The sequence below is a fragment of the Micromonospora sp. D93 genome (genome assembly GCF_018070365.1).
Lineage (GTDB): Bacteria > Actinomycetota > Actinomycetes > Mycobacteriales > Micromonosporaceae > Micromonospora > Micromonospora ureilytica.
This window is the reverse complement of sequence record NZ_JAGPXW010000001.1, coordinates 18,961-44,835: the sequence shown is the minus strand read 5'-3', so window position 1 is coordinate 44,835 and position 25,875 is coordinate 18,961. Positions and strand designations below refer to the sequence as shown.

At 71.9% G+C, this 25,875-nt stretch carries 19 protein-coding genes; 5 read left to right on the top strand and 14 right to left on the bottom strand.

Going from position 1 to position 25,875, the window contains the following annotated elements:
* Window positions 1–714, bottom strand: coding sequence for a VIT1/CCC1 transporter family protein (locus tag KBX71_RS00175; protein ID WP_196927932.1), 714 nt, complete (start codon window positions 712–714; stop codon window positions 1–3).
* 114 nt (window positions 715–828) lie between these two features.
* Window positions 829–1,686: a type I methionyl aminopeptidase gene (map, locus tag KBX71_RS00170; RefSeq protein ID WP_210815786.1), complete on the bottom strand. Its 858-nt coding sequence runs from the start codon at window positions 1,684–1,686 to the stop codon at window positions 829–831.
* 95 nt (window positions 1,687–1,781) lie between these two features.
* Between map and KBX71_RS00165 the strand changes: the two genes are divergently transcribed.
* The gene (locus tag KBX71_RS00165; RefSeq protein ID WP_196927933.1) at window positions 1,782–2,096 is read left to right on the top strand and encodes an STAS domain-containing protein; all 315 of its coding nucleotides are present in this window, start codon (window positions 1,782–1,784) and stop codon (window positions 2,094–2,096) included.
* Window positions 2,097–2,178: 82 nt separating this feature from the next.
* On the opposite strand, the gene KBX71_RS00160 is transcribed toward KBX71_RS00165, so the two are convergent.
* The 11 genes from KBX71_RS00160 to pcaF all read right to left on the bottom strand — a co-directional run bounded on the left by KBX71_RS00160 (window position 2,179) and on the right by pcaF (window position 17,881).
* Window positions 2,179–5,838 (bottom strand): SpoIIE family protein phosphatase, encoded by a 3,660-nt coding sequence (locus KBX71_RS00160; protein WP_210815785.1) that lies wholly within the window; start codon window positions 5,836–5,838, stop codon window positions 2,179–2,181.
* A gap of 193 nt (window positions 5,839–6,031) precedes the next feature.
* A complete protein-coding gene (locus KBX71_RS00155; RefSeq protein WP_210815784.1) occupies window positions 6,032–6,583 on the bottom strand; it encodes a pyridoxamine 5'-phosphate oxidase family protein in 552 nt (183 codons plus the stop codon).
* Between the two features lie 47 nt (window positions 6,584–6,630).
* A complete protein-coding gene (locus KBX71_RS00150) occupies window positions 6,631–7,326 on the bottom strand; it encodes a gamma-glutamyl-gamma-aminobutyrate hydrolase family protein (protein ID WP_210815783.1) in 696 nt (231 codons plus the stop codon).
* A 171-nt stretch (window positions 7,327–7,497) separates the two neighbouring features.
* The gene (locus KBX71_RS00145) at window positions 7,498–8,265 is read right to left on the bottom strand and encodes a 3-oxoacyl-ACP reductase (RefSeq protein WP_124816863.1); all 768 of its coding nucleotides are present in this window, start codon (window positions 8,263–8,265) and stop codon (window positions 7,498–7,500) included.
* Between the two features lie 5 nt (window positions 8,266–8,270).
* Window positions 8,271–9,614, bottom strand: a complete 1,344-nt coding sequence (locus tag KBX71_RS00140) for an aldehyde dehydrogenase family protein (protein WP_307846894.1) — start codon at window positions 9,612–9,614, stop codon at window positions 8,271–8,273.
* A gap of 36 nt (window positions 9,615–9,650) precedes the next feature.
* A complete protein-coding gene (locus KBX71_RS00135) occupies window positions 9,651–11,015 on the bottom strand; it encodes a glutamine synthetase family protein (protein WP_210815778.1) in 1,365 nt (454 codons plus the stop codon).
* A gap of 126 nt (window positions 11,016–11,141) precedes the next feature.
* Window positions 11,142–12,728 (bottom strand): amino acid permease, encoded by a 1,587-nt coding sequence (locus tag KBX71_RS00130; RefSeq protein ID WP_210815777.1) that lies wholly within the window; start codon window positions 12,726–12,728, stop codon window positions 11,142–11,144.
* A 281-nt stretch (window positions 12,729–13,009) separates the two neighbouring features.
* On the bottom strand, window positions 13,010–13,510 hold the full coding sequence (locus tag KBX71_RS00125; protein WP_210815776.1) for a DUF456 domain-containing protein: 501 nt from the start codon (window positions 13,508–13,510) through the stop codon (window positions 13,010–13,012).
* 45 nt (window positions 13,511–13,555) lie between these two features.
* Complete coding sequence (locus KBX71_RS00120; RefSeq protein WP_210815775.1) at window positions 13,556–15,748, bottom strand: bifunctional diguanylate cyclase/phosphodiesterase; 2,193 nt, start codon at window positions 15,746–15,748, stop codon at window positions 13,556–13,558.
* A 4-nt stretch (window positions 15,749–15,752) separates the two neighbouring features.
* The gene (locus KBX71_RS00115) at window positions 15,753–16,565 is read right to left on the bottom strand and encodes an SAM-dependent methyltransferase (RefSeq protein ID WP_210815774.1); all 813 of its coding nucleotides are present in this window, start codon (window positions 16,563–16,565) and stop codon (window positions 15,753–15,755) included.
* A gap of 110 nt (window positions 16,566–16,675) precedes the next feature.
* Window positions 16,676–17,881: a 3-oxoadipyl-CoA thiolase gene (gene pcaF / locus KBX71_RS00110; protein ID WP_210815769.1), complete on the bottom strand. Its 1,206-nt coding sequence runs from the start codon at window positions 17,879–17,881 to the stop codon at window positions 16,676–16,678.
* Between the two features lie 105 nt (window positions 17,882–17,986).
* Between pcaF and KBX71_RS00105 the strand changes: the two genes are divergently transcribed.
* The 4 genes from KBX71_RS00105 to KBX71_RS00090 all read left to right on the top strand — a co-directional run bounded on the left by KBX71_RS00105 (window position 17,987) and on the right by KBX71_RS00090 (window position 22,274).
* Complete coding sequence (locus KBX71_RS00105; RefSeq protein ID WP_210815768.1) at window positions 17,987–18,952, top strand: glutathione S-transferase family protein; 966 nt, start codon at window positions 17,987–17,989, stop codon at window positions 18,950–18,952.
* Window positions 18,945–19,628 (top strand): DUF998 domain-containing protein, encoded by a 684-nt coding sequence (locus KBX71_RS00100; protein ID WP_210815767.1) that lies wholly within the window; start codon window positions 18,945–18,947, stop codon window positions 19,626–19,628. Before KBX71_RS00105 ends, KBX71_RS00100 begins: the two co-directional genes overlap by 8 nt.
* A 168-nt stretch (window positions 19,629–19,796) precedes the next feature.
* Window positions 19,797–21,089: a dicarboxylate/amino acid:cation symporter gene (locus KBX71_RS00095; RefSeq protein ID WP_210816236.1), complete on the top strand. Its 1,293-nt coding sequence runs from the start codon at window positions 19,797–19,799 to the stop codon at window positions 21,087–21,089.
* 69 nt (window positions 21,090–21,158) lie between these two features.
* Entirely contained in the window at window positions 21,159–22,274 is a 1,116-nt protein-coding gene (locus KBX71_RS00090; RefSeq protein WP_210815766.1) for an NADH:flavin oxidoreductase/NADH oxidase, read from the top strand.
* Here the strand turns inward: KBX71_RS00090 and KBX71_RS00085 are convergent.
* Window positions 22,223–25,753: an ABC transporter ATP-binding protein gene (locus tag KBX71_RS00085; protein ID WP_210815764.1), complete on the bottom strand. Its 3,531-nt coding sequence runs from the start codon at window positions 25,751–25,753 to the stop codon at window positions 22,223–22,225. The genes KBX71_RS00090 and KBX71_RS00085 overlap by 52 nt on opposite strands.
* Between the last annotated feature and the right edge of the window lie 122 nt (window positions 25,754–25,875).

Below are 25,875 nucleotides of genomic sequence, written 5' to 3'. Positions count from 1 at the left end.
TCACAGCCCGCCCGGCACCCCGATCAGCGAGCCGATCAGGTAGGTGGCGCCGGCCGCCGCGGCACCCAGCAGCAGCTGGCGCAGCCCACCAGTCCACCAGGGACGGTTGGTGAAGCGGGCCACCACGGCACCGGCGACGAACAGTCCGAGCCCGCCGACGGCGAGCGCCAGCCACAGTTCGGTGGCGCCGAGCAGGTACGGCAGGAGCGGGACCAGCGCGCCCACCGAGAAGAACAGGAACGACGAGATCGCCGCGGCCCACGGGCTGGGCTGGTCGTCGGGGTCGACGCCCAACTCCTCCCGGACGTGCACCCGCAGCGCCTCCTCCGGGTCGCGCCGCACCGCCTCGGCGACCTGGGTGGCGAGGTCTCGGGGCAGGCCCCTGGCCACCCACGCGTCGGCCAACTCCCGGGCCTCCGCCTCGGGGTGCCGTTCCAGTTCCCGTCGCTCCTTGGCCACCTCGGCGGCGACCTGTTCGTTGGCGGAGCGCACGCTCGTGTACTCGCCGAGCCCCATCGAGATCGCACCGGCCACGAGGCCGGCGCTGCCGGTGAGCACGATGTTGCGGGGCGACACTCCGCCGCCGCCGACGCCTGCGATCAGGGCGATGTTGGTGACCAGGCCGTCCATCGCGCCGAAGACGGCCGGGCGTAGCCAGCCGCCGGAGACGTCCGCGTGGTGCGCCTCGCGCAGCGCCGCTGGGGTGTCGGTCACGGCGCCTGCCCTTCGCTCGCGACTGCGGGACTCCGCTCCGCTGCGTTCCTCGCGCTCACGATGCCTGCCCTTCGTTCGCGACTGCGGGACTCCGCTTCGCTGCGTTCCTCGCGCTCACGGAAGGGTCAGGATTTCGTGGCCACCGTCGGTCACCACGATGGTGTGCTCGAACTGCGCCGTCCACTTCCGGTCCTTGGTGACCACTGTCCACCCGTCGTCCCACATGTCGTACTGGTAGGTGCCGAGGGTGATCATCGGCTCGATGGTGAACGTCATGCCCGGCTCCATGATGTCCGTGGGGCGCGGGCTGTCGTAGTGCGGCACGTAGAGGCCGCTGTGGAATGCCTCGCCGATGCCGTGGCCGGTGAAGTCGCGGACCACGCCGTAGCCGAACCGCTTGGCGTACGACTCGATGACGCGGCCGACGACGTTGATCTGGCGACCGGGGGCGACCGCGCGGATGCCGCGCATCATGGCCTCGTGGGTCCGCTCGACCAGCAGCCGGGCCTCTTCGCTGACCTCGCCGACGCAGAAGGTGGCATCGGTGTCACCGTGCACCCCACCGATGTACGCGGTGACGTCGACGTTGATGATGTCGCCGTCGGTCAGGACCGTGGTGTCCGGGATGCCGTGGCAGATGACCTCGTTGAGGCTGGTGCAGCAGGACTTCGGGAAGCCCTTGTAGCCCAGCGTCGACGGGTACGCCCCGTGGTCGCAGAGGAACTCGTGCACCACCTTGTCGATCTCGTCGGTGGTCACGCCGGGCTTGCAGTGCTCGCCGGCGAGCTGGGTCGCCTGGGCGGCGAGCCGGCTGGCGATCCGCATCTTCTCGATGGTCTCCGGCGTCTGCACGTGCGAGCCACGCCACTCCTGCGGGCGCTTCTTGCCCACGTACTCCGGTCGGGCGATCTGGGATGGCACCGGTCGCATCGGGGAGAGCGTGCCTGGTGTCAGCGGCGGACGGACGGTCATGCCGCAAGCCTATCGCCGGGCCCGCTGGTGACCCGCGCCACGGCCGCCCGGTGGGGGTTGTTGCCCAGCCAGGGCCGCTGTGCCATGGTGTCAGCGTGGATCAAGGGGGAGCACCGCCCGTCTTCTCCGCCAGCGCCGAGATCGACGGTGACCACCTCCACGTGGTGGTGGCCGGTGAGGTCGACATGGCGACCGCGGACACGATGCTCCAGACGGCGCTGCGCGAGCCCGCCGGGAAGATCACTCTCGACCTGAGCGCTGTCACCTTCTTCGACTCGGCCGCCATCCACGCCCTGGTCCGGCTCGCCCAGCAGTTCTCGGGAAAGCTCACAGTTCGCCCGTCCCGGCAGGTCCGCCGCGTGCTGGAGATCTCCGGCCTCGGCGAGCAGAGCTGGCTCGACCCGGCCTAGAGTCCCTCGACCCGGCCCAGGGTCCTCGGTCGAGCCGGGCCGGAGGCCAGGCCCGAAAGGCACCCGGCCGCCGGGCGCGTGGTCAGTCCTGCAGCTGCCGGCGCAGCGTCACCTCGGTGCCCTCATCGGTACGTCGTACCGACAGGTCTCCCAGCGCTCTGATCAGGGCCAGGCCGCGGCCCCGGAAGCCGGAGCCGGTCGACTCCCGCCACTGCCCGCTGTCGCGCACAATGGCCGTCACCGTCCGACCCTCGATGGCCACCTCCACGCTGATCATGGCCTCGGCGGGGTGGACCGGGTGCTCGATGGCGTTGGCGGCGGCCTCGGAGACGGCGACGGTCAGGTCGAACAGGTCGGTCTCGCCGACGGAGTGCGCGACCAGGAAGTCCTCCAGGCGCTTTCGCAGCACGCTGAGCCGGGTCGGGTCCGCCGGTAGCCGTAGGGCGAAGCGGTTCAGCTCGGCAGCCTCCAGGGCGAGGACCGCCACGTCGTCGCGGCGCGGCCGGCCGGTGACCCGCTCGACCACCGCGTCGATCAGATCGGCCACGTGCTCACTCGGGGTGGCCGCGTCGATGCGAAGCTGGGCCAGTGCGGCATCGATGCCGAGCTGACGGTCCTCGATCAGCCCGTCGGTGTAGAGCAGCAGTCGACTGCCGGCCGGCAACTCGGCCTCGACCGACTCGTACGTCGCGTCGGGGAGTGCGCCGACCGGTGGACCGAGCGCCCGATCGTGCAGGAACGCCACGTCGCCTCCGGTGATCAACAGTGGGGACGGGTGACCGGCGCTCGCGTACCGCAGTCGACCGGTGCGGGGGTTGAACAGCAGGCAGACCACTGTCGCGAAGGACCGGCCCTCGGTGGAGCCGACCAGCCGGTTGAGCCGGGTCAGCGACCCACCCGGATCGAAGCCCTCCAGCACGTACGCCCGCAGCGCGTTGCGCAGTTGCCCCATCGCCGCGGCGGCCCGGACGCCCTTACCGACCACGTCCCCGATGACCAGCACCAGTTCGTCGCCGTTCAGCGCTATCGCGTCGTACCAGTCGCCACCGACCTCGACGTCGGCGCTGCCGGGCAGGTACCGGCTGGCCACCACCGCGCCGGGCAGTTGGGGCAGCGACCGGGGCAGCAGGCTGTGCTGCAGGGTGGTGGCGATGCGGTGTTCGGCTTCGTAGAGCTGCGCGTTCTCCAGCCGCACCCCGACGAGCCGGGCCAGCTGGGTCAGCGCCGCGTCGTCGGTCTGCGCCTCGTCGCCGTCCGCCCGCCAGACCTGCAGCTCGCCGAGCTGCTTGCCGGTGGTGCCGGTCAGCTCGGCCACGAAGGACGGGGCGGCGGCGGTGGTGCCGCCGCCGTCCGCCTCGAAGCGCGCCTCGTTCGCGGTGACCACCACCCGGGCCGCCTCGGCGAGGCTCAACGCGTGCCGCGCGGCGACCTGGAGCACATCGGCTGTGGATCGGGCGGTGTTCACCGCCACCGCCGCGTCGGCCAGCGCCCGGAGCCGGCGGATGATCTGCCCGCGCAGCTGGCCCAGCTCCACGTTGGCCCGCACCCGGGCGACCAGTTCCTGGGCGGAGAACGGCTTGGTGAGGTAGTCGTCGGCCCCGACGGCGAGACCGGCGACGGCCTCCGCGGAGCCGGCGCGGGCGGAGAGCAGCACGATCGGCACATGCCGGGTACGCGGGTCGGCGCGCAGCGCGCTCACCAGCCCGAACCCGTCCAACCGGGGCATCATCACGTCGGTGAGCACCAGGTCGAACCCGCCGTCGCGAGCCAACGGCAGGGCGTCGAGCCCGTCGTTCGCGGTGACCACGTCCCAGGTTCCGGAGAGCAGCCGACTGACGTGCTCCTGCAGGTCGGCGTTGTCGTCGACGACCAGGATCCGGCCAGCCGGCGTGCCCTTCGCGGCCTGACGGTCGGCCTGGGGTGTCGGTGCGACACCGGCCCACAGCGCGGTCTCCGCCACGAAGAGCCGGGCCTGCTCGGGCTCGCCCACGGGCAACGGGTCGAACGCCGCCACCCGGTCCGCCGGAAGGTGCGTCGAGCCGAACGGAACTGTCACCGTGAAGGTGCTGCCCCCGTCGACCTGACTGGTCAACCCGACCGCACCGCCGTGCATCTCGACCAGCTCCCGGACCAGCGCGAGGCCGATGCCGGTGCCTTCGTGGGTGCGTGCCCGCACCCCCGGCACCCGGTGGAACCGTTCGAAGACGTGCGGCAGCTCGTCCGGCACGATGCCGACGCCGGTGTCCGTCACCTCCAGCCGGGCCGCGCCCTCGACGACCCGGATCCGCACCCTGATCTCGCCGTCGAAGGTGAACTTGACCGCGTTCGACACCAGGTTGAGGACGATCTTCTCCCACATGTCCCGGTCGACGAAGACCGGCGTCGACAGCGGCGGACAGTCCACCACCAGTCGCAACCCGGCCCGCTCGGTGGCCGAGCGGAAGGTGCTGGCCAGCCGGGCGGTGTAACCGGCGAGGTCGGTGGGCTGGTAGCGGGCGGCGAGCCGACCGGACTCCAGCCGGGAGAAGTCCAGCACGGTGTTGACCAGCTTGAGCAGGCGCAGCGCGTTGCGGTGCATCATCGTGAGCCGGTCGGTTTCGGTGGCGGGCAGCTCCGGGTCGGCCAGCATGTCCTCCAGCGGGCCGAGCACCAGGGTCAGTGGGGTGCGGAACTCGTGACTGACGTTGGCGAAGAAGTTGGTCTTCGCCCGGTCCAGCGCGGCCAGCTCGGCGGTGCGGGCCCGTTCCTGCTCGTACGCCCGCTGGGTGCCGACCGCCCGGGAGATCTGGGCGGCGACCAGGTCGAGGAAGTCGCGGTAGTCGTCGCCGAGCGGCAACTGACGGGCCACGCCGACGACAAGCGCGCCGACCGTCTGGTTGGTAGCCGTGAGCGGCAGCACGAGGGCCTGGTCGGCGGCGTCGACAGGCAACACGTCGAGCAGAACGGCCACCTCGACAGTGGCGGGCACGCCATCGGCGGTCAAACGGGCCAGCAGCTGCGACGCGACATCGACGGCGGGTGGGGTGGTGCCGGCGCAACCGGCCAGGGTGAGCTGGTCGCTGTCGTCCGCCAGATAGATCAGGGCGAACGGCACGTCCGCCCGGTGCCGGCCGAGCACCCCGGCGGCGGTCCGACCCAGTTCCGCGGCGCTGCCGATGTCGTTCAGCTCGGCACCCAACTCGGACAGCGCTCGCAGCCGGCGCTCGCCGAGCACCCGCCCGGTGGTCTCGCTGACGATGCAGTAGACGCCACTGACCGAGCCGTCGTCACCCCGGATCGGGTCGTACGAGACGTTGAAGTAGGTCTGCTCGACAAAGCCGTGCCGGTTCAGCAGGAAGGGGTGGTCCTCGCCACGGTAGGAGCGTCCGGTGCTCCGGACGCTGTCGAGCAGCGGACCGAGCACCTCCCAGGTCTCCGACCAGTACGGGCGGGCCGGCTGGCCGATCACGTCCGGGTGTTTGTCACCAATGGTCGGGCGGTAGGCGTCGTTGTAGAAGGCCAACTGCTCGTCGCCCCAGAACATGACGATCGGCGCGCTGGAGGCGAGCATCATCCCGACCGCGCTGGCGAGTGCCGGGGGCCACTGACCGGGCTCACCCAGCGGGCCCGAGGACCAGTCGAAGGAGGCCAGCCGCCCGCCCATCTCGCCGCCGGCCGCGAACGCGGCCGTCAGCATCGGAGGAGTCTCGCGGCCGGACAGGGCGGGGTGCCCGATGTCCGCGCCCCCCTGGGCCGAGCTCATGCAGCCTCCCGCTCCGGCCGTACCCCTCGACCGTTGATCTTCACCCGCCGTGCTCCGACTTGTACCCCAGCGGACCAGCAACGTAACGCATCACGACAGATGGACGCTGTTTACGTACGCCTCGGTCGTCGGGCACCGGACAGTGCGGGTGGACAACGGCGTCGAACCGCGGTGGTCGGAACGCCCTGACGAGTCAGAAGACCGGCAGCCCGTCGATGCTTGCCGCGTTCTTGGTGGCCCGGTAATCGACCAGATCCTCTGAGCTGCGGCGGGAGTGTGAGGTGAGTAACAGATCGCGTTCGGCCCGGAAGTCCATCAGAGGCACCGCGTATCCGCAGGAGTCACTGACCCGCTCCACCTCGACCGTGACGACCGCCCGGACGGCGTGCACGTCCGGCGGTGCGGGAAAGTCGGCGAGCCGATCGGCGAAGGCGTCCTCGGTCACCGCGACTGTGGTGCCCCGACCGTGCAACCGGACGATCTTCGGCGGGCCGTCGAAGGCACAGAACATCAGCGTGATCCGGCCGTTGTCCCGCAGGTGGGCGATGGTCTCCGCCCCACTGCCGTGATAGTCGAGGTAGGCCACCCGGCGCGGCCCAAGAATCACGAACGTGCCCCGCATGCCCTTCGGTGACACGTTGACGTGCCCCTCGGCACCGGACGGGGCGGTCGCCACGAAGAAGAGCGGCTGGGCCCCGATGAAGTCACGCAGTCGAGAGTCGATCTCCGGATAAACCTTGCCCATGGGCCGATCCTCCCACCGGCGACATCGACGGGCGGGGGCGATCTCAGTCACACCCGCTGGCCAGCGGCCCGCACCAGCGCCGTGATCGGGCGGGGATCCGACTCGTTCTCCGGATGCCACTGCACCCCGAGCACGAACGGCAGGGCCGGGTCCTCCACCGCCTCGACCACGCCGTCCCCCGCCCAACCGGTCACCGTGAGCCGGCCCGGGTCGGCGACCGCCTGGTGGTGGTACGAGTTGACCTGGTCGACCCCCGCCAACACCGAGGCGGCCAGGCTCCCCGGCGCGAACCGCACCGGGTGGGTCCCGTACACGCTGGGCGCCGGGCGGTGCGCGTCGTGACCCACCACGTCGGGCAGGTGCTGGTGCAGGGCGCCGCCGTACGCGACGGCGAGCAACTGCATCCCCCGACACACGCCCAGCACCGGCACCTCGGCGGCGAGCGCGGCGGCCAACACTGTCAGCTCGCCGGCATCCCGGTCCGGCCGATCCTCGGTACGCGGGTCGGCCGGCTGGCCGTACCGCCCCGGACCGACGTCCGCGCCACCGGCCAACAGCAACCCGTCCAGGACAGCCACCACGTCCGCGTCGACGTCGTCCGGCGGCAGGACCACCGCCCGGCCGCCCGCGGACGTCACCGCCCGCGTGTACGCCTCCGGCACCAGCACCGCCCGCACACCCCGCCAGACAGCCCAGTCGGCGGGTTCGACGTACGCGCTGACCCCGATCAGCGGCCTCCTCACAGGTGGCACGGTTCGCGACTGCGGGGCTCGCAAACCCGGCTCACTCCTCGCGCTCACAGGGCCGGCACGGTTCGCGACTGCGGGGCTCGCAAACCCGGCTCACTCCTCGCGCTCACAGGGCCGGCACGGTTCGCGACTGCGGGGCTCGCAAACCCGGCTCACTCCTCGCGCTCACAGGGGAGTGACGTAGGCGCCCGTGATGCCGCCGTCGACCACGAACTGCGCGGCGGTCATGAACGAGGCGTCGTCGCTGGCCAGGAACGCCACCGCGGCGGCGATCTCCTCCGGCTGCCCGAAGCGACCCATCGGCACGTGCACCAGCCGACGGGCGGCCCGCTCCGGGTCGGCGGCGAAGAGTTCCAGCAGCAACGGAGTGGCCACCGGACCGGGACAGAGCGCGTTGACCCGGATGCCCTCGCGGGCGAACTGCACACCCAACTCCCGGGTCATCGCCAGCACCCCGCCCTTACTCGCTGTGTACGCGATCTGCGACGTCGCCGCACCCATCAACGCCACGAACGAGGCCGTGTTGATGATCGACCCCTTGCCCTGCCGACGCATGTGCGGAATGGCGTACTTGCAGCACAGGTAGACGCTCGTGGTGTTGACCCGCAACACCCGCTCCCACGCGTCCAGGCCGGTGTCCAGGATGGAGTCGTCGTCCGGCGGTGAGATGCCGGCGTTGTTGAACGCGATGTCCACCCGGCCGTGCCGGTCGGCCACCCCGTCGAACAGGTCGCGTACCGCCGACTCGTCGGCCACGTCGGTGGCCACGAACTCGCCGCCGCACTCCTCGGCGGCCCTCGTACCGGCCTCCGCGTCGATGTCCACGCAGACCACCCGGGCCCCCTCGGCGGCGAACCGCCGCACGGTGGCCAACCCGATGCCGCTGCCCGCTCCGGTGACCACTGCCACCCGGTCCCGCAACCGACCCTGCACTGGCGTCACTCCTCTGTCGAGATGAACACGTTCTTGACGTCGGTGAAGGAGTGCAGCGCGTCCGGGCCCAGCTCACGGCCGAGCCCGGACCGCTTCATCCCGCCGAACGGGGTCCAGTAGCGCACCGAGGAGTGCGAGTTGACGCTGAGGTTGCCCGAGTCGACGGCGCGGGCCAGGCGCAGGGCCCGCCCCACGTCCCGGGTCCAGATCGATCCGGAGAGGCCGTACTCGGTGTCGTTGGCGAGCCGGACCGCCTCCGCCTCGTCGTCGAACGGGAGCACCGAGACCACCGGGCCGAAGATCTCCTCCCGCCAGTGCCTGTCGGCCGGCGAGTCGGCCAGCAGCACAGTGGGCGCGTGCCAGAACCCGGGGCCGTCGGGGCAGGAGCCGGTGAAGGCGATCTTCGCCCCGGCGAGGTAACCGCCGACCCGGTCCCGTTGGGCGGCGGAGATCAGCGGGCCCATCTCGGCGGTGTCGCGGGACGGGTCCTCGACGCGTACCGCGCGTACCGCCGGTTCGAGCAGTTCCAGGAACCTGTCGTACACCGAACGCTGGACCAGGATCCGCGACCGTGCGCAGCAGTCCTGGCCGGCGTTGTCGAAGACCGCGCCCGGCGCGGTCGCGGCGGCGCGTTCCAGGTCGGCGTCGGCGAACACGATGTTCGCGCTCTTGCCGCCCAACTCCAGGGTGAGTCGCTTCACCTGGGCGGCGCAGCCGGCCATGATCCGGGTGCCGACCTCGGTGGAGCCGGTGAAGCAGATCTTGCGGACCGCCGGGTGGCTCACGAACCGCTCCCCCACCACCGAGCCCTCGCCCGGGATGACGGTGAGGACGCCGTCGGGCAGGCCCGCCTCACGGGCCAGCTCGGCCAGGCGCAGCGCGGTGAGCGGGGTCAGTTCGGCGGGCTTGAGCACCACAGTGTTGCCGGCGGCGAGCGCCGGGGCGAACCCCCAGGCGGCGATCGGCATCGGGAAGTTCCAGGGCACGATCACGCCGACCACACCGAGTGGCTCGTGGAAGGTGACGTCCAACCCGCCGGGCACCGGGATCTGCCGCCCGGTCAGCCGCTCGGGCGCGCCGGCGTAGTAGTCCAGGACGTCGCGGACGTTGCCCGCCTCCCACCGGGCGTTGCCGATGGTGTGCCCCGAGTTGCGCACCTCCAGCAGTGCCAGCTCCTCAAGGTGCGCGTCCACGACGGCGGCAAACCGCCGCAGCAGCCGAGCCCGATCCCCCGCGCTGACCTGACGCCAGCTTTCAAATGCGGCAGCCGCCCGCGAGATGACCGCGTCAACCTCGTCCCGAGAGGCAGCCGCAACCTCCCGAAACCCCACCCCCCAAGAGGGGTCCACGAGAACCGTCACACCCTTACCCCCATCCTCACGTGGTCAGAGGCGTTCGAAGCCACGGGTCAGCTCCCAGTCCGTCACCGCGGCGTCGAAGGCGGCCAGCTCCACCTTCGCCTGGTTGGCGTAGTGGGCCACCACCTCGGGGCCGAACGCCTCCCGGGCTGCCGTGGACTCCTCCCAGAGGGCCAGGGCGTCGCGCAGGGTGCCGGGAACGCGCTCGGCCTCCGGGTCGTCGTACGCGTTGCCGGCGCACTCCTCGCCCAACTCCAGCTCACCGTCGATGCCGTGCAGCGCCCCGGCGACCAGCCCGGCGATCGCCAGGTACGGGTTGACGTCGGCCCCGGGCACCCGGTTCTCCACCCGCATGCCCTGCCCGTGCCCGACCACCCGCAGCGCGCAGGTGCGGTTGTCGACACCCCAACGCAACGCCGTCGGGGCGAACGATCCCGGCTGGTACCGCTTGTAGGAGTTGATGTTCGGAGCGAACAGCAGGCTGAACTCCCGCATGGTGGCCAGCAGCCCGGCGAGCACCCGCTGCCCGGTCTGCGACAGGTGCGCCGGCCCGTCGCCGAGCATCGCCGAGTCACCGTTGCTGTCCCGCAACGAGAAGTGGATGTGGCAGGAGTTGCCCTCCCGCTCGTTCGGCTTGGCCATGAAGGTGATCGCCATCCCCTCCTGGGCGGCGATCTCCTTGGCGCCGTTCTTGTAGATCACGTGGTGGTCCGCGCAGGCCACCGCCTCGTCGTACCGGAAGGCGATCTCGTGCTGGCCGAGGTTGCACTCGCCCTTGGCGCTCTCCGGGGTGAGCCCGGCGCCGGCCATCTCCACGCGGATGCGACGCAGCAGCGGCTCCACCCGGGCGGTGCCGAGCAGCGAGTAGTCGACGTTGTACTGATTCGCCGGGGTGAGATCGCGGTAGCCGCGCTGCCAGGCGTCCTCGTACGAGTCACGGAACAGCACGAACTCCAACTCGGTGCCGGCGTACGCGGTCAGCCCGTGCTCGGCCAGCCGGTCCAACTGCTGGCGCAGGATCTGCCGGGGCGAGGCGACCACGTCACCCGAGCCGTCGAGCCAGGTCAGGTCGGCCAGCAGCAGGGCGGAGCCGGGCTGCCAGGGCATCCGGCGCAACGTGGCGAAGTCCGGCACCATCGCGAAGTCGCCGTAGCCGCGTTCCCAACTCGACATCGCGTACCCGTCGACGGTGTTCATGTCGACGTCCACGGCGAGCAGGTAGTTGCAGCCCTCGCTGCCGTTGGCCACCACCTGGTCGAGGAAGAAGGGCGCGTGGAACCGCTTGCCCTGCAACCGGCCCTGCATGTCGACGAGGGCCAGCACCACGGTGTCGATCTCACCGTCGTCGACGGCGACCCGCAGTTGTTCCAGCGTGAGCGGAGCTTTCCTCATTCGCGGGCCTCCATCACCAAGGTCTACTGGCAAACCGGATCACCGTCAATGCCCCCGGCGGCACGGCCGGCAAACCCGACGATCGGCCGGCGGGACGGCAGCACCGCCCGTCCCGCCGGGTGCCGATCAGACCGGGCCGTCGACCGGCGCCGGGTCGGCCGCCGCCGCGGGTTCCTCGACGGTACGAACCGGGCCGGCGAACCACTTGCGGGCGGAGGCGTACCACCAGACGGCGACCACCAGCAGCACCCCGCCGACGGCGAGTGGCGCGTAGTTCACCGCCGACCAGGTGAACCCGTCGTTGCCGGGCACCCCGGCGGGCACGATCGGCAGCACGAAGTAGACGGCGATGATCACGATCTCGATCACCGCGATCCAGCCGAACAGCTTGTACTTGCGGCCGAGCGTCCACGGCCCGGGGACGAACCGGTCGCCCATCCGTAGTCGGAGCGCGATCGGGATGAGGAACGACAGGTACAGCCCGAGCACCGCGACGGAGACGACCGCGTAGAAGGCGATCGGGATACCCGCGGAGCTCTCGTAGAGCGCCGGCAGGGTCAGCACCAGGCCGGCCACTGTGGCACCGATGATCGCGTTGACCGGGGTGCCGTTGCGGTCGACAGTCGACCACAACCGCCATCCGGGTACGGCCCGGTCGCGGCTGAACGCGTACGCCATGCGGCTCATCGAGGTCACGCAGCTCATGCCGCAGAAGAACTGCCCGATGGTGGAGATGATGATGACGATCTTGAAGAAGACCGGGGTCAGCGCCGACTCGAAGATCGCGCCGGAGAAGCCGCCCGCGGCGTTCACCGCCTCGACGTCGGTGGCCGCGAAGAGGAACGCCAGCAGCAGGATCCAGCCGCCGACCGCCGAGTAGAAGATCGACTGCCAGAGGCCGCGGGCCGCTGCCTGCGAGGCGCCCCGGGTCTCCTCGGAGACGTGCGCGCAGGCGTCGAAGCCGGTGATCGTGTACTGGGTCAGCAGGAAACCCAGCGGCAGCACGTAGAACCAGAACGTCAGCCCGCCGATGTCGCCGTCACCGAAGCCGGAGTTGTTGAACCGCTCGGTGAACACGAACTGGAAGCTCTGGTGGTTGTCGGGCACGAACACCAGAATGGCCACCACGACGGCCGCGCCGGCCACGTGCCACCAGACCGAGACGTTCTGGAGTACGTCGATGATCCGGTGCCCGAAGATGTTGATCAGCCCGTGCAGCACCAGGATGATCACGAAGAGGACGAACGCCTGCCGCAGCGTCCCGGCCCAGCCGTCGAAGAGCGCCGACAGGGTGAGGTTGAGGAACGTCGCGCAGCCGTAGTCGACCGAGGCGGTGACCGCCACCAGGCCGATCAGGTTCAGCCAGCCGGTGAACCAGCCGTGCACCGGGCGGCCCATGGTGGCCGCCCACCAGTAGATCCCGCCCGCGGTGGGGTACGCCGACACCAGCTCCGCCATGCAGAAACCGATGATCAGGATGAACAGCGAGATCAGCGGCCAGCCCCAGGCGATGGCGACCGGCCCGCCGTTGTTCCACGCCTGGCCGAACGTGGTGAAGCAGCCGGCCAGGATCGAGATGATCGAGAAGGAGATGGCGAAGTTGGAGAAGCCACTCCACTTGCGGCGTAGCTCCTGTTTGTAGCCGAGTTCTGCGAGCCGTCGGGCGTCCTCGTCCATCGGTTGCTCGGCGGTCGGCACGGGCGTCGTGGCCACTGCACACCTCCCTGAGGTGGTTCCGCGTGCGAGTGCGCAAAGTGTCGACCCGGCCGATCAAGGCGGTCAATACGTAGTCGTTGGGAATCTCACCGCCGTCGGGCTAATTGCGTTGCCGTCCGGCCGCTCCGGCCCGCATCCTGGACCAGTGACCAGGCCCGATCAGGGCCCACCCCGGGCGCTCGGACCGCCCGACCAGTGTGGCGCGGGGCACGCCTCTCTCTCACGTACGGCGCTCCGCCGTACCCAAAAGTGCCCCGCGCCCCGCCCCCGGGCGTGGGTCAGGTCAGGAGGAGGCCGGTTACCCAGAGGGCTGCGACCAGGAGGCCGGCCAGGAACTCCACGAGCATCGACAGGCCGGCGGCCTTCAGGGCCTGCACGGTGGAGGGCCAGGCGAGCTGGTTGCTGCCCAGGCGTAGCCGTTCCGCCGCCCACACCCCGGCCACGAAGCCGAGCACCAGCCCGACGACCGGCACCACGAAGAACCCGATGATGCCGAGCACCCCGCCGGCGAGCAGCGTGGACGTCGGCACACCTGTGCGCTTCAGGTTCCGGCCCGGCCACGCGTACTTGATCACGGTGCCACCCGCGGCGACCAGGGTGGCGGCGGCGAACACCGCCCAGCCACCCGGACCGGCCCCGCCGAAGATCGCCCAGACCAGCACGCCGCCCCAGCACAGAGGCAGCGCCGGCAGACCGGGCACCACCACACCGGCCAAGCCGGCCAGGATGGCCAAGCCGGCCACCACTGTCACCACCGTCTGCGAGTCCGTCAGATCCACGTCGTCACCTTCCGTCGCCACCTGCCGGACCGGAATGGTCCCCGCTCACGCCGCCACCCCGTCCCCGCGTAGCCGGGCGGTGATCGCGTCGGCCGGGGCCGGCGCGCCGAAGTACCGGCCCTGGCCGGTGTCGCAGCGCAACGCCCGCAGCCGTTCCGCCTGCACGTCGGTCTCCACCGCCTCGGCCGTGACCCACAGCTCCAACGCGTGCGCCAACCGGACCAACGCGTCGACGATCCGTTCGTCGCGGTGGTCCGCCGCCACGTCGGCGCCGTCCGCGCGGATGCCCTCGACGAACGGCCCGGCGAGCTTCAGGCAGTGGATCGGCAACCGGCGCAGGTACGCCAGGTTGGAGTACCCGGTGCCGAAGTCGTCCACGGCCAGCCGGACGCCGAGCGCGGCGAGCCGGTGCAGGCTGCGTAGGGGCTCACCGGCGCTGCCCATCACGGCGCTCTCGGTCAACTCCAGTTGGAGCAGCCCCGCGGGCAGCCCGCTGGTCTGCAGCGCGTCGGCGACCGTGTCCACGATGGCCGGTTCGTCGGCCTGCCGCGCGGCCAGGTTGACGCTGACCACGAGCCGGGCTTCCGGGAACTCCCGCCGCCACCGTTCGGCGTCCGCGCAGGCCCGCCGCAGCACCCACTCGCCGAGCCGGACGATCAGGCCGGTCTCCTCGGCCAAGCCGATGAACCGGTCCGGCCCGATCAGACCCAGTTCCGGGTGTTCCCAGCGGACCAGCGCCTCCACCGCGAGCATGGTGCCCTCCAGCAGCGACACGATCGGCTGGTAGTGCAGCACGAACTCGCCCCGGTCCAGTGCGGCGGGCAGCCCGGCGACCAGCGCCGAACGGGCGATGTCCCGGGCGCCCCGCTCGGGGTCGTAGACCGCCCACCGGCCCCGGCCGGCCGCCTTGGCCCAGTAGAGCGTGGTGTCCGCCGCCTTCATCAGCTCGGACGCACTGGTCTCCGAGGCGGGGCACTGCACGATGCCCACACTGGCCGAGACGGCCAACTGGTGCTCACCGACGTGGACCGGGGCCGCGACGGCAGCCAGCGCTGCCTCCGCGACGGCGACAGCGTCGTCGGTGTCGTTCCCTCCGTCGACGAGGATCACGAACTCGTCGCCCCCCATCCGGGCGACCAGGTGGCCGTGGTCGGCCACGCACGCGGCCAGCCTCCGGCCGATCATCACCAGCAGCCGGTCACCGAGGTCGTGGCCGAGACTGTCGTTGATCGCCTTGAAGCCGTCCAGGTCGAGGAAGCACACCCCGACCCGCTGCCCGACGCCCGCGGTGTCGAGCACCCGTCCCAACGTCTCGAAGAACAGCGTGCGGTTGGGCAGCCCGGTCAGCGGGTCGTGCAGCGCCTGGAAGCGCAGCCGCTGCTGGAGTTCGTACCGCTCGGTGATGTCCTCGATCATCGCGACGGTGAATCGGGGCCGGCCCTCCTGTCGGATCAGCGTGACGGCCAGATCCGTCCAGACCACGGTGCCGTCCTTGCGGTAGTAGCGCTTCTCCACCCGGGCCGCGTCGTGTTTGCCCTCGATCAGCTCCTGGTAGAGCTCCCACATTCCGGCGACGTCGTCGGCGTGGAACAGCGCCGCCACGTTGATCTCGCGCAACTCCTCGATCGAGTAGCCGAGCATCTCGGCGAACGCCTGGTTGACGTCGATGATCCGACCGTCCACGCCGGCGATCCCGATCCCGATCGCGGCGCCGGTGAACACCGCCCGGAATCGTGCCTCGCTCTCGCGCAGCGCCTGCTCGACCTCGTCGCGCGCCTGCCAGGCCGACCGGGCGATCCGTTCCTGCTGGCTGAAGGTGCGGTCGCGCAGCGCGCGGGCGAACCCGGCGGCCAGGCCGCCCTGCACCGCGGCGATCCGGTCGGCGAGGTCGGCCGGCCGGTCACCGCCGCCCAGAACCCGCCGCCCGAAGGTCGCACCGAGCGCCTGCAGCGTCCACTCCAGGGCCTGCGGCTCGGTGAGGTGCGCCTCCACCATGGCCCGCCCGACCTCTTCGGCCGGGCGGGCGCTGAACGGCTCCGCCCGTACCGCCTGGGCCAGCCGGATCGTGTGCACCAGCAGCAGTCGCTCGGTCTCGGCTGCGCTGAGCGGCACGAAACCGAGGCGGCGCACCGCGCGGGCCCAGTCGGCGGCGTACCCCTGAGCGTCGGTCCGGCCGGCATCGACCCCGGCGGGGTCCCGGCCGACATCGACCCCGGCGGGGTCCGGGACGGCGGCCACGGGATCAGCCGGCGGGCTGGTCGTACCGGGCGACGCCCCCGAAGGCGCCGAACCGCTCCGGGTGCTCGTCCACGTCGGACGGTGAGTCCGGGCGCCAGAGCGGCATGTGCACCACGCCTGGTTCCAGGACGGTCCAGTCGCCGAAGAAGCCGGTGACCTGTGCGCGGGAGCGCAGGGTGATCTCGGTGGCGGTGCGGGCGGAGAGGCGCTGGGCGTCCAGCATCTCCTGCGGTTGGTCCTCGAAGGTGGAGTGTGAGATGACCAGGAAGCTGCCCGGCGCGGCGACGTCCCGCAGGGTGGCCAGGGTCGCCTCGGGTCGGTCGGCGTCCGGGACGAAGTGCACCACCCCGGCCAGCAGGATGCCCATCGGCCGACTGAAGTCGATCAGCCCGAGCTGTCGGGTCTCGGCGAGAATCCGCTCCGGCTCACGCAGGTCGGCGTGGATGACCCCGGTCAGCTCGTTGCCGGCGAGCAGCTCCCGGCTGTGCGCGACGGCCACCGGGTCGATGTCGACGTACACCACGCGGGCCTTGGGGTTCACCCCCTGAGCCACCTCGTGCACGTTGCCCACGGTGGGAATTCCGGAGCCGATGTCGAGGAACTGGTCGATGCCGGCGTCGAGCAGCACCCGGACGGCCCGGCGCAGGAACTCGCGGCCCGAACGCATGGTGGCGGCGAGATTCGGGGTCATGCTGGCGATCTGCTCGGCCAGCTGCCTGTCGATCTCGAAGTTGTGCGCCCCACCCAGAAAGTAGTCGTACACCCGGGCCGCGCTCGGCCTGGTCAGATCGATCTCGGTCGGCAGTCCGTCCGGCATCAGTGCGCTCCCCAGTTTCTCGCCGCAGCGCGGGACGGCACCGGCGTATGGGCGTGCCACGGGCAGGCGCGAGCACCGGTCGACCCGCGGGTCGTGTGGTGTGGACCACTCTAGGCGGCTGACTCCAGCAACAGCGAGATGCCTTGACCGACGCCGATGCACATGGTGGCCAGAGCCCGGCGGCCGCCACGACGGCGCAGCTCCAGGGCCGCGGTCAGCGCGAGCCGCGCGCCGCTGGCGCCGAGCGGGTGCCCCAGCGCGATGGCCCCACCGTTCGGGTTGACGTGGTCGGCGTCCACGGGCAGCCCCAGCTCACGCAGCACCGCCACGGACTGCGCGGCGAACGCCTCGTTCAGCTCCACCACGTCCACCGCGCCCAACTCGACGCCGAGGCGGTCGAGCAGCTTGCGGGTGGCCGGCACCGGGCCGATCCCCATGATCCGGGGCGGCACACCGGCCGCCGCCGCACCGACGATCCGGGCCAGCGGGGTGAGGCCGTACCGGGCAACCGCCGCCTCGCTGGCCACCAGCAGCGCGACAGCGCCGTCGTTGACGCCCGAGGAGTTGCCGGCGGTCACCGTGCCGCCGTCGCGGAACGGGGTGGGCAGCGCGGCCAGCTTCGCGAGCGTGGTCTCCCGGGGGTGCTCGTCGACCTCGACCAGCCTGGTCTCCCGACGACCGGCCGGCACTGACACCGCCACGATCTCCTCGGCGAACCGGCCGTCGGCCTGCGCCTTGGCCGCACGCTGCTGCGAGCGGTACGCGAAGGCGTCCTGCTCGGCCCGGCTGACGCCGTACTCGGCGGCCACGTTCTCCGCCGTCTCCGGCATCGAGTCGACCCCCCACCCGTCGCGCATCAACGGGTTCACCAACCGCCAGCCCAGCGTGGTGTCGTACACCTCGGCCGAGCGGGAGTACGCCGACGTCGCCTTCGGCATGACGAACGGCGCCCGGCTCATGCTCTCCACCCCGCCGGCGATCACCAGCTCCGCGTCCCCGGCGACGATGGATCGGGCGGCGGTGGCGAGCGCGTCCAGGCCCGAGCCGCAGAGCCGGTTGACAGTGCTGCCCGGCACCTCCTCGGGGAGGCCGGCGAGCAGCGCCGCCATTCGGGCCACGTTGCGGTTGTCCTCGCCGGCCTGGTTCGCGCAGCCGAGCACGACATCGTCGACCCGCGCCCAGTCCACCGACGGGTGGCGGGCGACCAGCTCACGGATCACGTGGGCGGCCAGGTCGTCGGGGCGGACGCCGGCCAGCGCGCCCGCGTACCGGCCGATCGGGGTGCGGACACCGGCCACCAGGTATGCCACGGTCATCGCGAGTCCTTAGGGGTGCAGACGGCGGGGGTGGGGCACGCCCACCGGGTCGCGAGGGCTGCCGGCCGCCAGGATATCCGCGCCGGCAGCGGATAGGTTGACGGCATGGCCCGGGCCCAGTTCAGCGCAGAGACCAGCGGCGGCGGCGCGTTCGTCCGCCAGCCGAACCGGTTCACCGGTCGGGTCACCGCCGACTCGACCTCCCCGCCCGGCGGCGGCCCGGACGACCAGGACCGCTGGCCGCTGGAGGCCGGCCGCTACCGGCTGATCTGGTGCCGCGCCTGCCCGTGGGCGCACCGGGCGAGGATCGTGCGCGGCCTGCTCGGGCTGGAGGAGGCGATCTCGCTGGGCACCGTCGACCCGATCCGGGACGAGCGGGGTTGGGCGTTCGCCCTCGACCCGGACGGCTTCGATCCGGTCCTCGGCGTGAGCTTCCTCTCCGAGGCGTACCTGGCCACCGACACCGACTACACCGGCCGGGTGACAGTCCCGGCGCTCGTCGACACCCGGACCGGTCGGGTGGTCACCAACGACTACCCGCAGCTCACCCTCGACTTCTCCACCGAGTGGCGGCGGTTGCACGCGCCCGACGCGCCGGATCTGTACCCGGTTGAGCTGCGCCCGGAGATGGACGCACTGATGGCCGAGATCCACACCGACGTGAACAACGGCGTCTACCGGTGCGGGTTCGCCACCTCCCAGGAGGCGTACGACGAGGCGTTCCGGGCGCTCTTCGCCCGGCTGGACGTGCTCTCGGAGCGGTTGGCCGGGCAGCGCTACCTGATGGGTGACGCGATCACCGAGGCCGACGTGCGGCTGTTCACGACGTTGGTCCGCTTCGACGCCGCGTACCACGGGCACTTCAAGTGCAACCGCAACAAGCTGACCGAGATGCCGGTGCTCTGGGCGTACGCCCGGGACCTGTTCCAGACGCCGGGTTTCGGCGAGACGGTGGACTTCGACCACATCAAGCGGCACTACTACGGCACGCACCGGGAGATCAATCCCAGCGGCATCGTGCCACTCGGGCCGGACGAGTCCGGCTGGCGCACGCCGCACGGACGTGGCTGAGCCGGGTCGGTCCGCCGCCCCGACCGTGCCGAGGGCCCGCGGCGACGTCGCCCGCCGGGCAGCCGGGTCCGCCGCGGCCGGCTGCACCCTGGCCGGCGCGGTGGCGGTGACGCTCGCCGTGGTCGCCGGTCCCGGTCCAGGGCTCACCGGGTACGTCAGTGAGGCGGGCATCGCCGGCAGCGCCCACGCGGCGGCGTACCGGATCGGGATCCTGGCCCTTGCCGGCGCGTTGCTGCTGATCGGCGCGGCGCTGCCCCCGGGGGTGTGGTCAGCGGCCCCGGCGCTGCTCGCCACCGGGGCCGTGTTCACCGCCGTGTCCGGGGCGGTGACCTGCTCCGACGGCTGCCCGCTGCCGCCGTTCGAGCGCGCGACGGCGGCGGACCTGGTGCACGGCGGCGCGAGCATCGCGGCGACCGCGGCGGTGGTCTTCGCCATGATCACGCTTGCCGTCTCCGGGCCGGCCGGCCGGACGGTGCGTCGGCTGGCCGGCGTCGCCGCAGCGCTGGCCCTGCCGCTCTGCGCCACGGTGGGGCTGGCGATGCTCGTGGTCGGCCGGGGCCCGGTGGTGGGTGTGCTGGAACGGCTGATCCTCGCCCTCGCGGTGCTGTGGGGCGTGAGCACCGCCACCGCACTCGCCCTTTGTAAGGAGCCTCACGCCGCCTGGTCCTTGCGATGAGCGGGAATCGGCGTAGCGTCGCCCAACGATGACCAATCTCTGGGGCCTCACTGTCCGCCTGTATGTCGATCTCCGACTGCAGGCCAGTGGCATCTGTCCGGGCTAGCCGCGTTTCAACGCCTGCCCCGATCGGACCGGACAATTGGATACATCCTCATGCCCTTCAGCCTGCGCAAAATCCCCTTCTCCGTGCAGATCCTGCTCGGCCTCGTGCTCGGCGTCGCGCTGGGCTTCCTGGCCCGCACCAACGACCTGAGCTGGCTGACCAGCACCCTGCACACCGTCGGCAGCCTCTTCATCCAGCTGCTCAAGCTGGCCGTGCCGCCACTGGTCTTCACCGCCATCGTGGTCAGCGTGGTCAGCCTGCGCGGCGTCGCCAACGCCGCCCGGCTCGCCGTCAAGACCCTGCTGTGGTTCGGCATCACCGCGCTGATCGCGGTGAGCATCGGCATCGGCCTCGGCCTGCTCACCAACCCGGGTAGGGGCGTGACCCTCGACCTGGGCGGCGCCGCACCGCCGAAGAACACCGGCTCGTGGACCGACTTCCTCACCGGCATCGTGCCCACCAACCCGGTCGGCGCGTTCGTCGAGGGCAACGTCCTCCAGATCGTCTTCCTCGCCGTCGTCATCGGTGCCGCGGCCCTGCTGGTCGGCGAGGCCGCCGAACCGTTCGTAGCACTGAACCGATCCCTGCTGGAGATCGTCCAGAAGGCGCTCTGGTGGGTCATCCGGCTCGCCCCGATCGGCACCCTCGGCCTCATCGGCAACGCCGTCGCCTCGTACGGCTGGGACCTGCTGGCCCCCCTCGCGAAGTTCACCACAGCCGTCTACGTCGGCTGCGCCATCGTGCTGTTCGTGGTCTACCCGCTGGTGCTGATCCTCGCCGGCCGCCTCAACCCGCTGCGCTTCTTCGCCGGCGCCTGGCCGGCGATCGAGCTGGCCTTCGTGTCCCGCTCCTCGGTCGGCACCATGCCGGTGACCCAGCGCTCCGTCGAGCGACTCGGCGTGCCCCGCGAGTACGCCTCGTTCGCGGTGCCCTTCGGCGCGACCACGAAGATGGACGGTTGCGCCGCCATCTACCCGGCGCTCGCCGCGATCTTCGTGGCCCAGGTGTTCGGTGTGCACCTCGGCATCGGCGACTACCTGCTGATCGCCTTCGTCTCGGTGGTCGGCTCGGCGGCCACCGCCGGCCTGACCGGCGCGATCGTGATGCTCACCCTGACCCTCAGCACGCTGGGCCTGCCGCTGGCCGGCGCCGGCCTGCTGCTGGCCATCGACCCGATCCTGGACATGATCCGCACCGCCACCAACGTCGCGGGTCAGGCGCTGGTGCCGACAGTGGTCGCCGCCCGCGAGGGCACCCTCGACCGCGCCGCGTACGAGTCCGCCGGCCGGCGTGACCTGACCGAGCCGGAGCCGGTCGCTGACACCCGGCCCGAACTGACCCCCGTTCCTGCCTGATCGGTTCACAAGTACGGCGACGGGCCCCTCTCCCCGGGGGCCCGTCGCCGCGTCGGAGAGGATGACCCCATGAGTTCCCTGTTCACTCCCCTGGCCCTGCGCGCGGTCACAGTGCCCAACCGGATCGCGATGGCACCGATGTGCCAGTACTCTGCCGGCCCCGACGGTCTGCCCACCGACTGGCACCTGATCCACCTCGGCAGTCGCGCCGTCGGCGGCGCCGGCCTGGTGCTGACCGAGGCGACCGCCGTACTCCCCGAGGGCCGCATCAGCCCACAGGACACCGGGCTCTGGTCCGGTGCGCACGTCGACGCCTGGCGGCCGGTGACCGCGTTCGTCGCCGCCCACGGCGCGGTGCCGGCCGTGCAGCTCGCGCACGCCGGCTTCAAGGCATCCACCTACCGGCCGTGGGCGCCGGAGCGCGGTGGCGTGCCGGACGCCGAGGGCGGCTGGACGCCCGTCGCCCCCGGCTCGGAGCCGTTCACCGCCAACTACCGCACGCCGACCAGCCTCGACGAGGCCGGCATCGCCGGTGTGGTCGAGGCGTTCGCGGCCGGCGCCGTACGCGCGCTGGACGCCGGCTTCGCCGCCGTGGAGATCCACGCCGCCCACGGCTACCTGCTCAACGAGTTCCTCTCGCCGTTGACCAACCACCGCACCGACTCGTACGGCGGTGACCGGGCCGCCCGGATGCGACTCACCCTGGAGGTGGCCCGCGCGGTGCGTGCCGCGGTCGGCGAGGACGTCCCGGTGCTGACCCGGATCTCCGCCACCGACTGGGTCGAGGGCGGCTGGACGATCGAGGACAGCGTGGTGCTCGCCGGCGAGCTGGCCGGTGTCGGCGTCGACCTGGTCGACGCGTCCTCCGGTGGGGTGAGCACCGACCAGCGCATCCCCCTCGGCCCCGGCTACCAGGTGCCGCTGGCCGCCCAGATCCGCCGCGAGGCCGGCGTGCCGACCGGCGCGGTGGGCCTGATCGTCGAGCCCGAGCACGCCGAGCAGATCATCGCCGGCGGCGAGGCCGACCTGGTGCTGCTGGGCCGGGAGTTGCTGCGTGACCCGTACTGGCCGCGCCGGGCCGCCGCGAAGCTCGGCGTCGCGTACTCCGGGCCCGCCCAGTACGCCCGCGCCGGTCAACCGGCCAGGTGCGACCAGTCGCCCTCCAGGTCCTGCCAGGTGCCCTGAGCCGCCACCGTGCCACCGAGCAGCACCACCACGTGGTCGGCCCGGACCAACGCGGCGCGCTTCGCGGTCGAGCCGACAACCGTCACCCCGTGGCCGCGCAACGCCTGCCACAGCGCCAGCTCGGTCGTGACGTCCAGCGCCGACGACACGTCGTCGGCGACAAGCAGTTCGGTACGCGGGGCCAGCGCCCGGGCCAGCGCCAACCGCTGCAACTGCCCGCCGGAGAGCCGGGTGCCCTTGTGCCCGATGAGCAGGCCCAACCCACCACCGGCGGCGGCCAGGTCATGGTCGAGCTGGGCGGTGCTGACCGCCCCGGCCGCGTCCACCTGGTGCCCGAGGGCGATGTTGTCGGCCACCGTGCCGGAAAGCACCCGGGGCAACTGACCGACGTAGCCGACCTGGTTGGGACGCATGAACAGCTCCGGCTCGGTGACCGGGTCACCGTTCCAGGACAGCTCGCCGGTGTGGTGCACGATCCCGGCCAACGCCCGCAGCAACGAGGACTTGCCCGACCCCACCGGCCCGACGATGAGCACCAACTGCCCCCGCTGCACGGTCAGGTCCACGTCCCGGACGGCCACCGTGCCGTCGGAGTGCACCACCCCGAAGCCGCGCAGCTCCAGCCGGCGCAGCGGATGCCGGGGCGGCATGGTGGGCGCGGGCGCCGTCCCGGCGGTCAGGTCGACCTCCGGCACCCCGGCCGAGTACGCGCTCACCCCGGTCATCGCCGCCGTGCGCCGGGTCCAGACCCGCGCCGAGGGCAACTGCGAGATCAACGACGCCGTCGTCCAGGCGAACCAGCGGGCCGCACCCAGGGTGGAGACGGCCACCAGCACCGCCCCGGCGGAGAGCGAACCGTTCAGGTACAGCGCCCAGGCACCGATCGGCAACAGTCCACTGGCCATCGACGGCGTGGAGCGCGCCCACACCTGCACCGAGATCTCCCGCCGCTGCCGGTCGCTGCGCAGCACATCCAGGCCCGCCAGGTGGCGCAGCACCGCAGCGGTCGCGCCGGCGAGCTTCACCGTCCGCGCCGCGGAGAGCGCGGAGACCAGCGCCGTGGCGAAGGAAGCCCGCGCCGCCACCGTCGCCCGGGCCGCGCGCTCCAGCTTCGGCCCGAACAACGTCGCGGCCAGCCCGGAGACGACCATTGTGCCGAGGAAGAACAGCCCCGGTACGACGCTGCCGGTGACCGCCGTCATGGCGACCACGAGCACCAGCGCGACGGTCTGGTCCAGCACGTTGTCGGCGAGCTGGACCACCCGCTCGGTGTCCCCACCCTGCGCCACCACCTCGGCGGGGGTGTGTGAGCTGACCCGGCGCGGCCCGGTCTGGCCGTGCACCAGGCGAAGGCCGATCCGCAGCATCTGCCGCACCCACCACTGCGGGAACCAGACGTGGGTGTAGAACGGCAGCGGCAGGGTGATCAGCAGCCCGGCGACGATCCCCACCGCCGGCAGGTACGGGTTGCCGGTCCCGTCGACCAGGTCCGCCCAGAGCCAGGGCAGCACCGGCCCGTCCAGCCCGAGCAGGCTGAGACCGAGGAACAGCACGATCGCCGCCGCCCCGTACCGGGGATCGTTGGTGCAGAGTCGGAAGATCTCCCGCAGCGTCCGGGCCGGCGGCTCCGGCGGCAGTGGCGGCGGGTCGGCCCGGGTCGGCCCGACCGGCACGACCGGGCTGGCCTGCTCGGTCGGCGCGACCGGTTCGACAGGTGCGGGCGGTGGCTCGCTCGGCCAGGCGTCGGCCGGGCCGGGGCCGACCAGCAGGTCGGTGCCGACGCCGGTGCGACCGGCCGGCGTCACCGTGGCGTACGCGGCGGCGTGGCTGGTCGCCAACAGTTCGGCGAAGCGCGTCGACGTCTCCAGCGGACCAGCCTCGACCACCGCGCCGTCGGCCAGGACGACCACCTCGTCACAGCGGCGTACCGAGGACAGTCGGTGCGCGATGACGATGCCGATCCGGTCGCGCAGCAATCGTTCGGTGGCCCGCTGCACCCGCGCCTCGGTGACCGGGTCCAGGCGCGCGGTGGCCTCGTCGAGGATCACCACGTGCGGCTCCCGGACCAGAATCCGGGCGAACGCCACCAACTGCTCCTGACCGGCGGAGAGCACATGCCCGCCCTCCCCCAGCCGCGTCGTCAACCCGTCCGGCAGCTCGGCGATCCACCCGGCCAGGCCCAGCTCGTCCAACGCCCGCGCCGCCGCGTCGAGCAACTCCGGGTCGAAGAGCGCGACGTTCTCGGCGAGCGTGCCGGCCAGGATCTCGGTGCGCTGCGGCACCAGCGCCACCCAACGGCGCAGCTGCTCGACGTCGAGGTCGCACAGGTCGGTTCCGCCGAGGAAGACAGTGCCCGGCGGCACGTCCACCGCCCGGGTGAGCACCTTCGCCAACGTCGACTTGCCCGAACCGGTCCGCCCGATCAGCGCGTACGAACGACCGCGGGTGAAGGTGAGGCTGAGGCCGCTCAGCGCGGCCCCCCGGTCACCTTCCCCGTACCCGAATGTCAGATCCCGAATGCGCAGGTCACCCTCACTGGGGCTGGCCCCGCCGACCGGCTCCTGCCGGGCCTTGTAGAGCAACTGCACCCGAGCCCACGCGCCGAGAGCCTCCTGGATCTCCGGCACCATCCGGCTGACGTGTTCCGCGGTCGCCCCGAAGGCCAGGGCGAGCAGCCAGATGGCGGTGAGCCGGGCGGCGTCGATCCGATCGGTGGCCAACGCCCAGGCCCCGCCGAGCACCACCGCGCCGATCCCAGCCCGGATCGTCGCGGTCGCCACCGTCGCCACCCGGGCGGACAACACCCAGACCAGGCCACCCCGGGACAGCACGGCGGCGGCCCGCCGTGCGTACAGCCGCAGCACGTACGGGCGGGCCAGGCTGGTCCGTACGTCGTCCTGGCCGTGCACCGCCTCCTCCATCACGGCGGCCAGGTCGGACCACGCCTCCTCCTCAGCCATCCGGGCCGGGGCGATCCGCGCCGTGGGCCGGCGCAGACTGACTGCGAGCACCACAGTGAGCAGCAGCATTGCGACACCGGCCGGCCACCACACGACCAACGCCACGACCATCGACAACAGGCCGACGCAGAGCCCCTGGGCGAGCCGGGTGCCCTGGTTACGAATCGCCGACGCCACCTGATAGACGTCCCCGTCGATCCGGTCCAGCAGCTCACCCACCGGGGTGGTCTCCAGGGTCGGCAGGTCCTGCCCGAACGCGACCCGGCAGAGCCGGCGGCGTACGTCGGCGGACCAGTCGGCGGTCAGGCCGGCCATCAGCAGGCTCACCGCGAGGTCACTGAGCACCACGGCGACCAGCGCTGCGGCCAGCACGGCGAAGAAGCCAGCCGAACGATGCACCAACACCGCGCCGGCCAGCGCCGACGCGCCCGCCTGCCCCGCAGCGCCCAACACGATCAAAACCGCCACGATCGTCATACGACGGGTCGAAGTACCCCACAGATCACGGAGCAGGCGCATGGAAAGTCCTCCGGGACGTGGGTGGCGGAGACCTCAGCCTGCCGGCACCAACCCGTCAACTCAACCGATTTTCCGGCCCTGAGCAGGGCATCCGTCAGCCGACGCGGGGACGCCGCCGGGGA

What these genes read in the sequence shown, in the direction of transcription:
- KBX71_RS00090 (WP_210815766.1), top strand. Translation starts at nt 21,159, where the DNA reads ATGAGTTCCCTGTTCACTCCCCTGGCCCTGCGCGCGGTCACAGTGCCC.
- pcaF (WP_210815769.1), bottom strand. Translation starts at nt 17,881, where the DNA reads ATGACCGTGGCATACCTGGTGGCCGGTGTCCGCACCCCGATCGGCCGG.
- KBX71_RS00085 (WP_210815764.1), bottom strand. Translation starts at nt 25,753, where the DNA reads ATGCGCCTGCTCCGTGATCTGTGGGGTACTTCGACCCGTCGTATGACG.
- KBX71_RS00105 (WP_210815768.1), top strand. Translation starts at nt 17,987, where the DNA reads ATGGCCCGGGCCCAGTTCAGCGCAGAGACCAGCGGCGGCGGCGCGTTC.
- KBX71_RS00135 (WP_210815778.1), bottom strand. Translation starts at nt 11,015, where the DNA reads ATGAGGAAAGCTCCGCTCACGCTGGAACAACTGCGGGTCGCCGTCGAC.
- KBX71_RS00155 (WP_210815784.1), bottom strand. Translation starts at nt 6,583, where the DNA reads ATGGGCAAGGTTTATCCGGAGATCGACTCTCGACTGCGTGACTTCATC.
- KBX71_RS00160 (WP_210815785.1), bottom strand. Translation starts at nt 5,838, where the DNA reads ATGAGCTCGGCCCAGGGGGGCGCGGACATCGGGCACCCCGCCCTGTCC.
- map (WP_210815786.1), bottom strand. Translation starts at nt 1,686, where the DNA reads ATGACCGTCCGTCCGCCGCTGACACCAGGCACGCTCTCCCCGATGCGA.
- KBX71_RS00115 (WP_210815774.1), bottom strand. Translation starts at nt 16,565, where the DNA reads ATGCCGGACGGACTGCCGACCGAGATCGATCTGACCAGGCCGAGCGCG.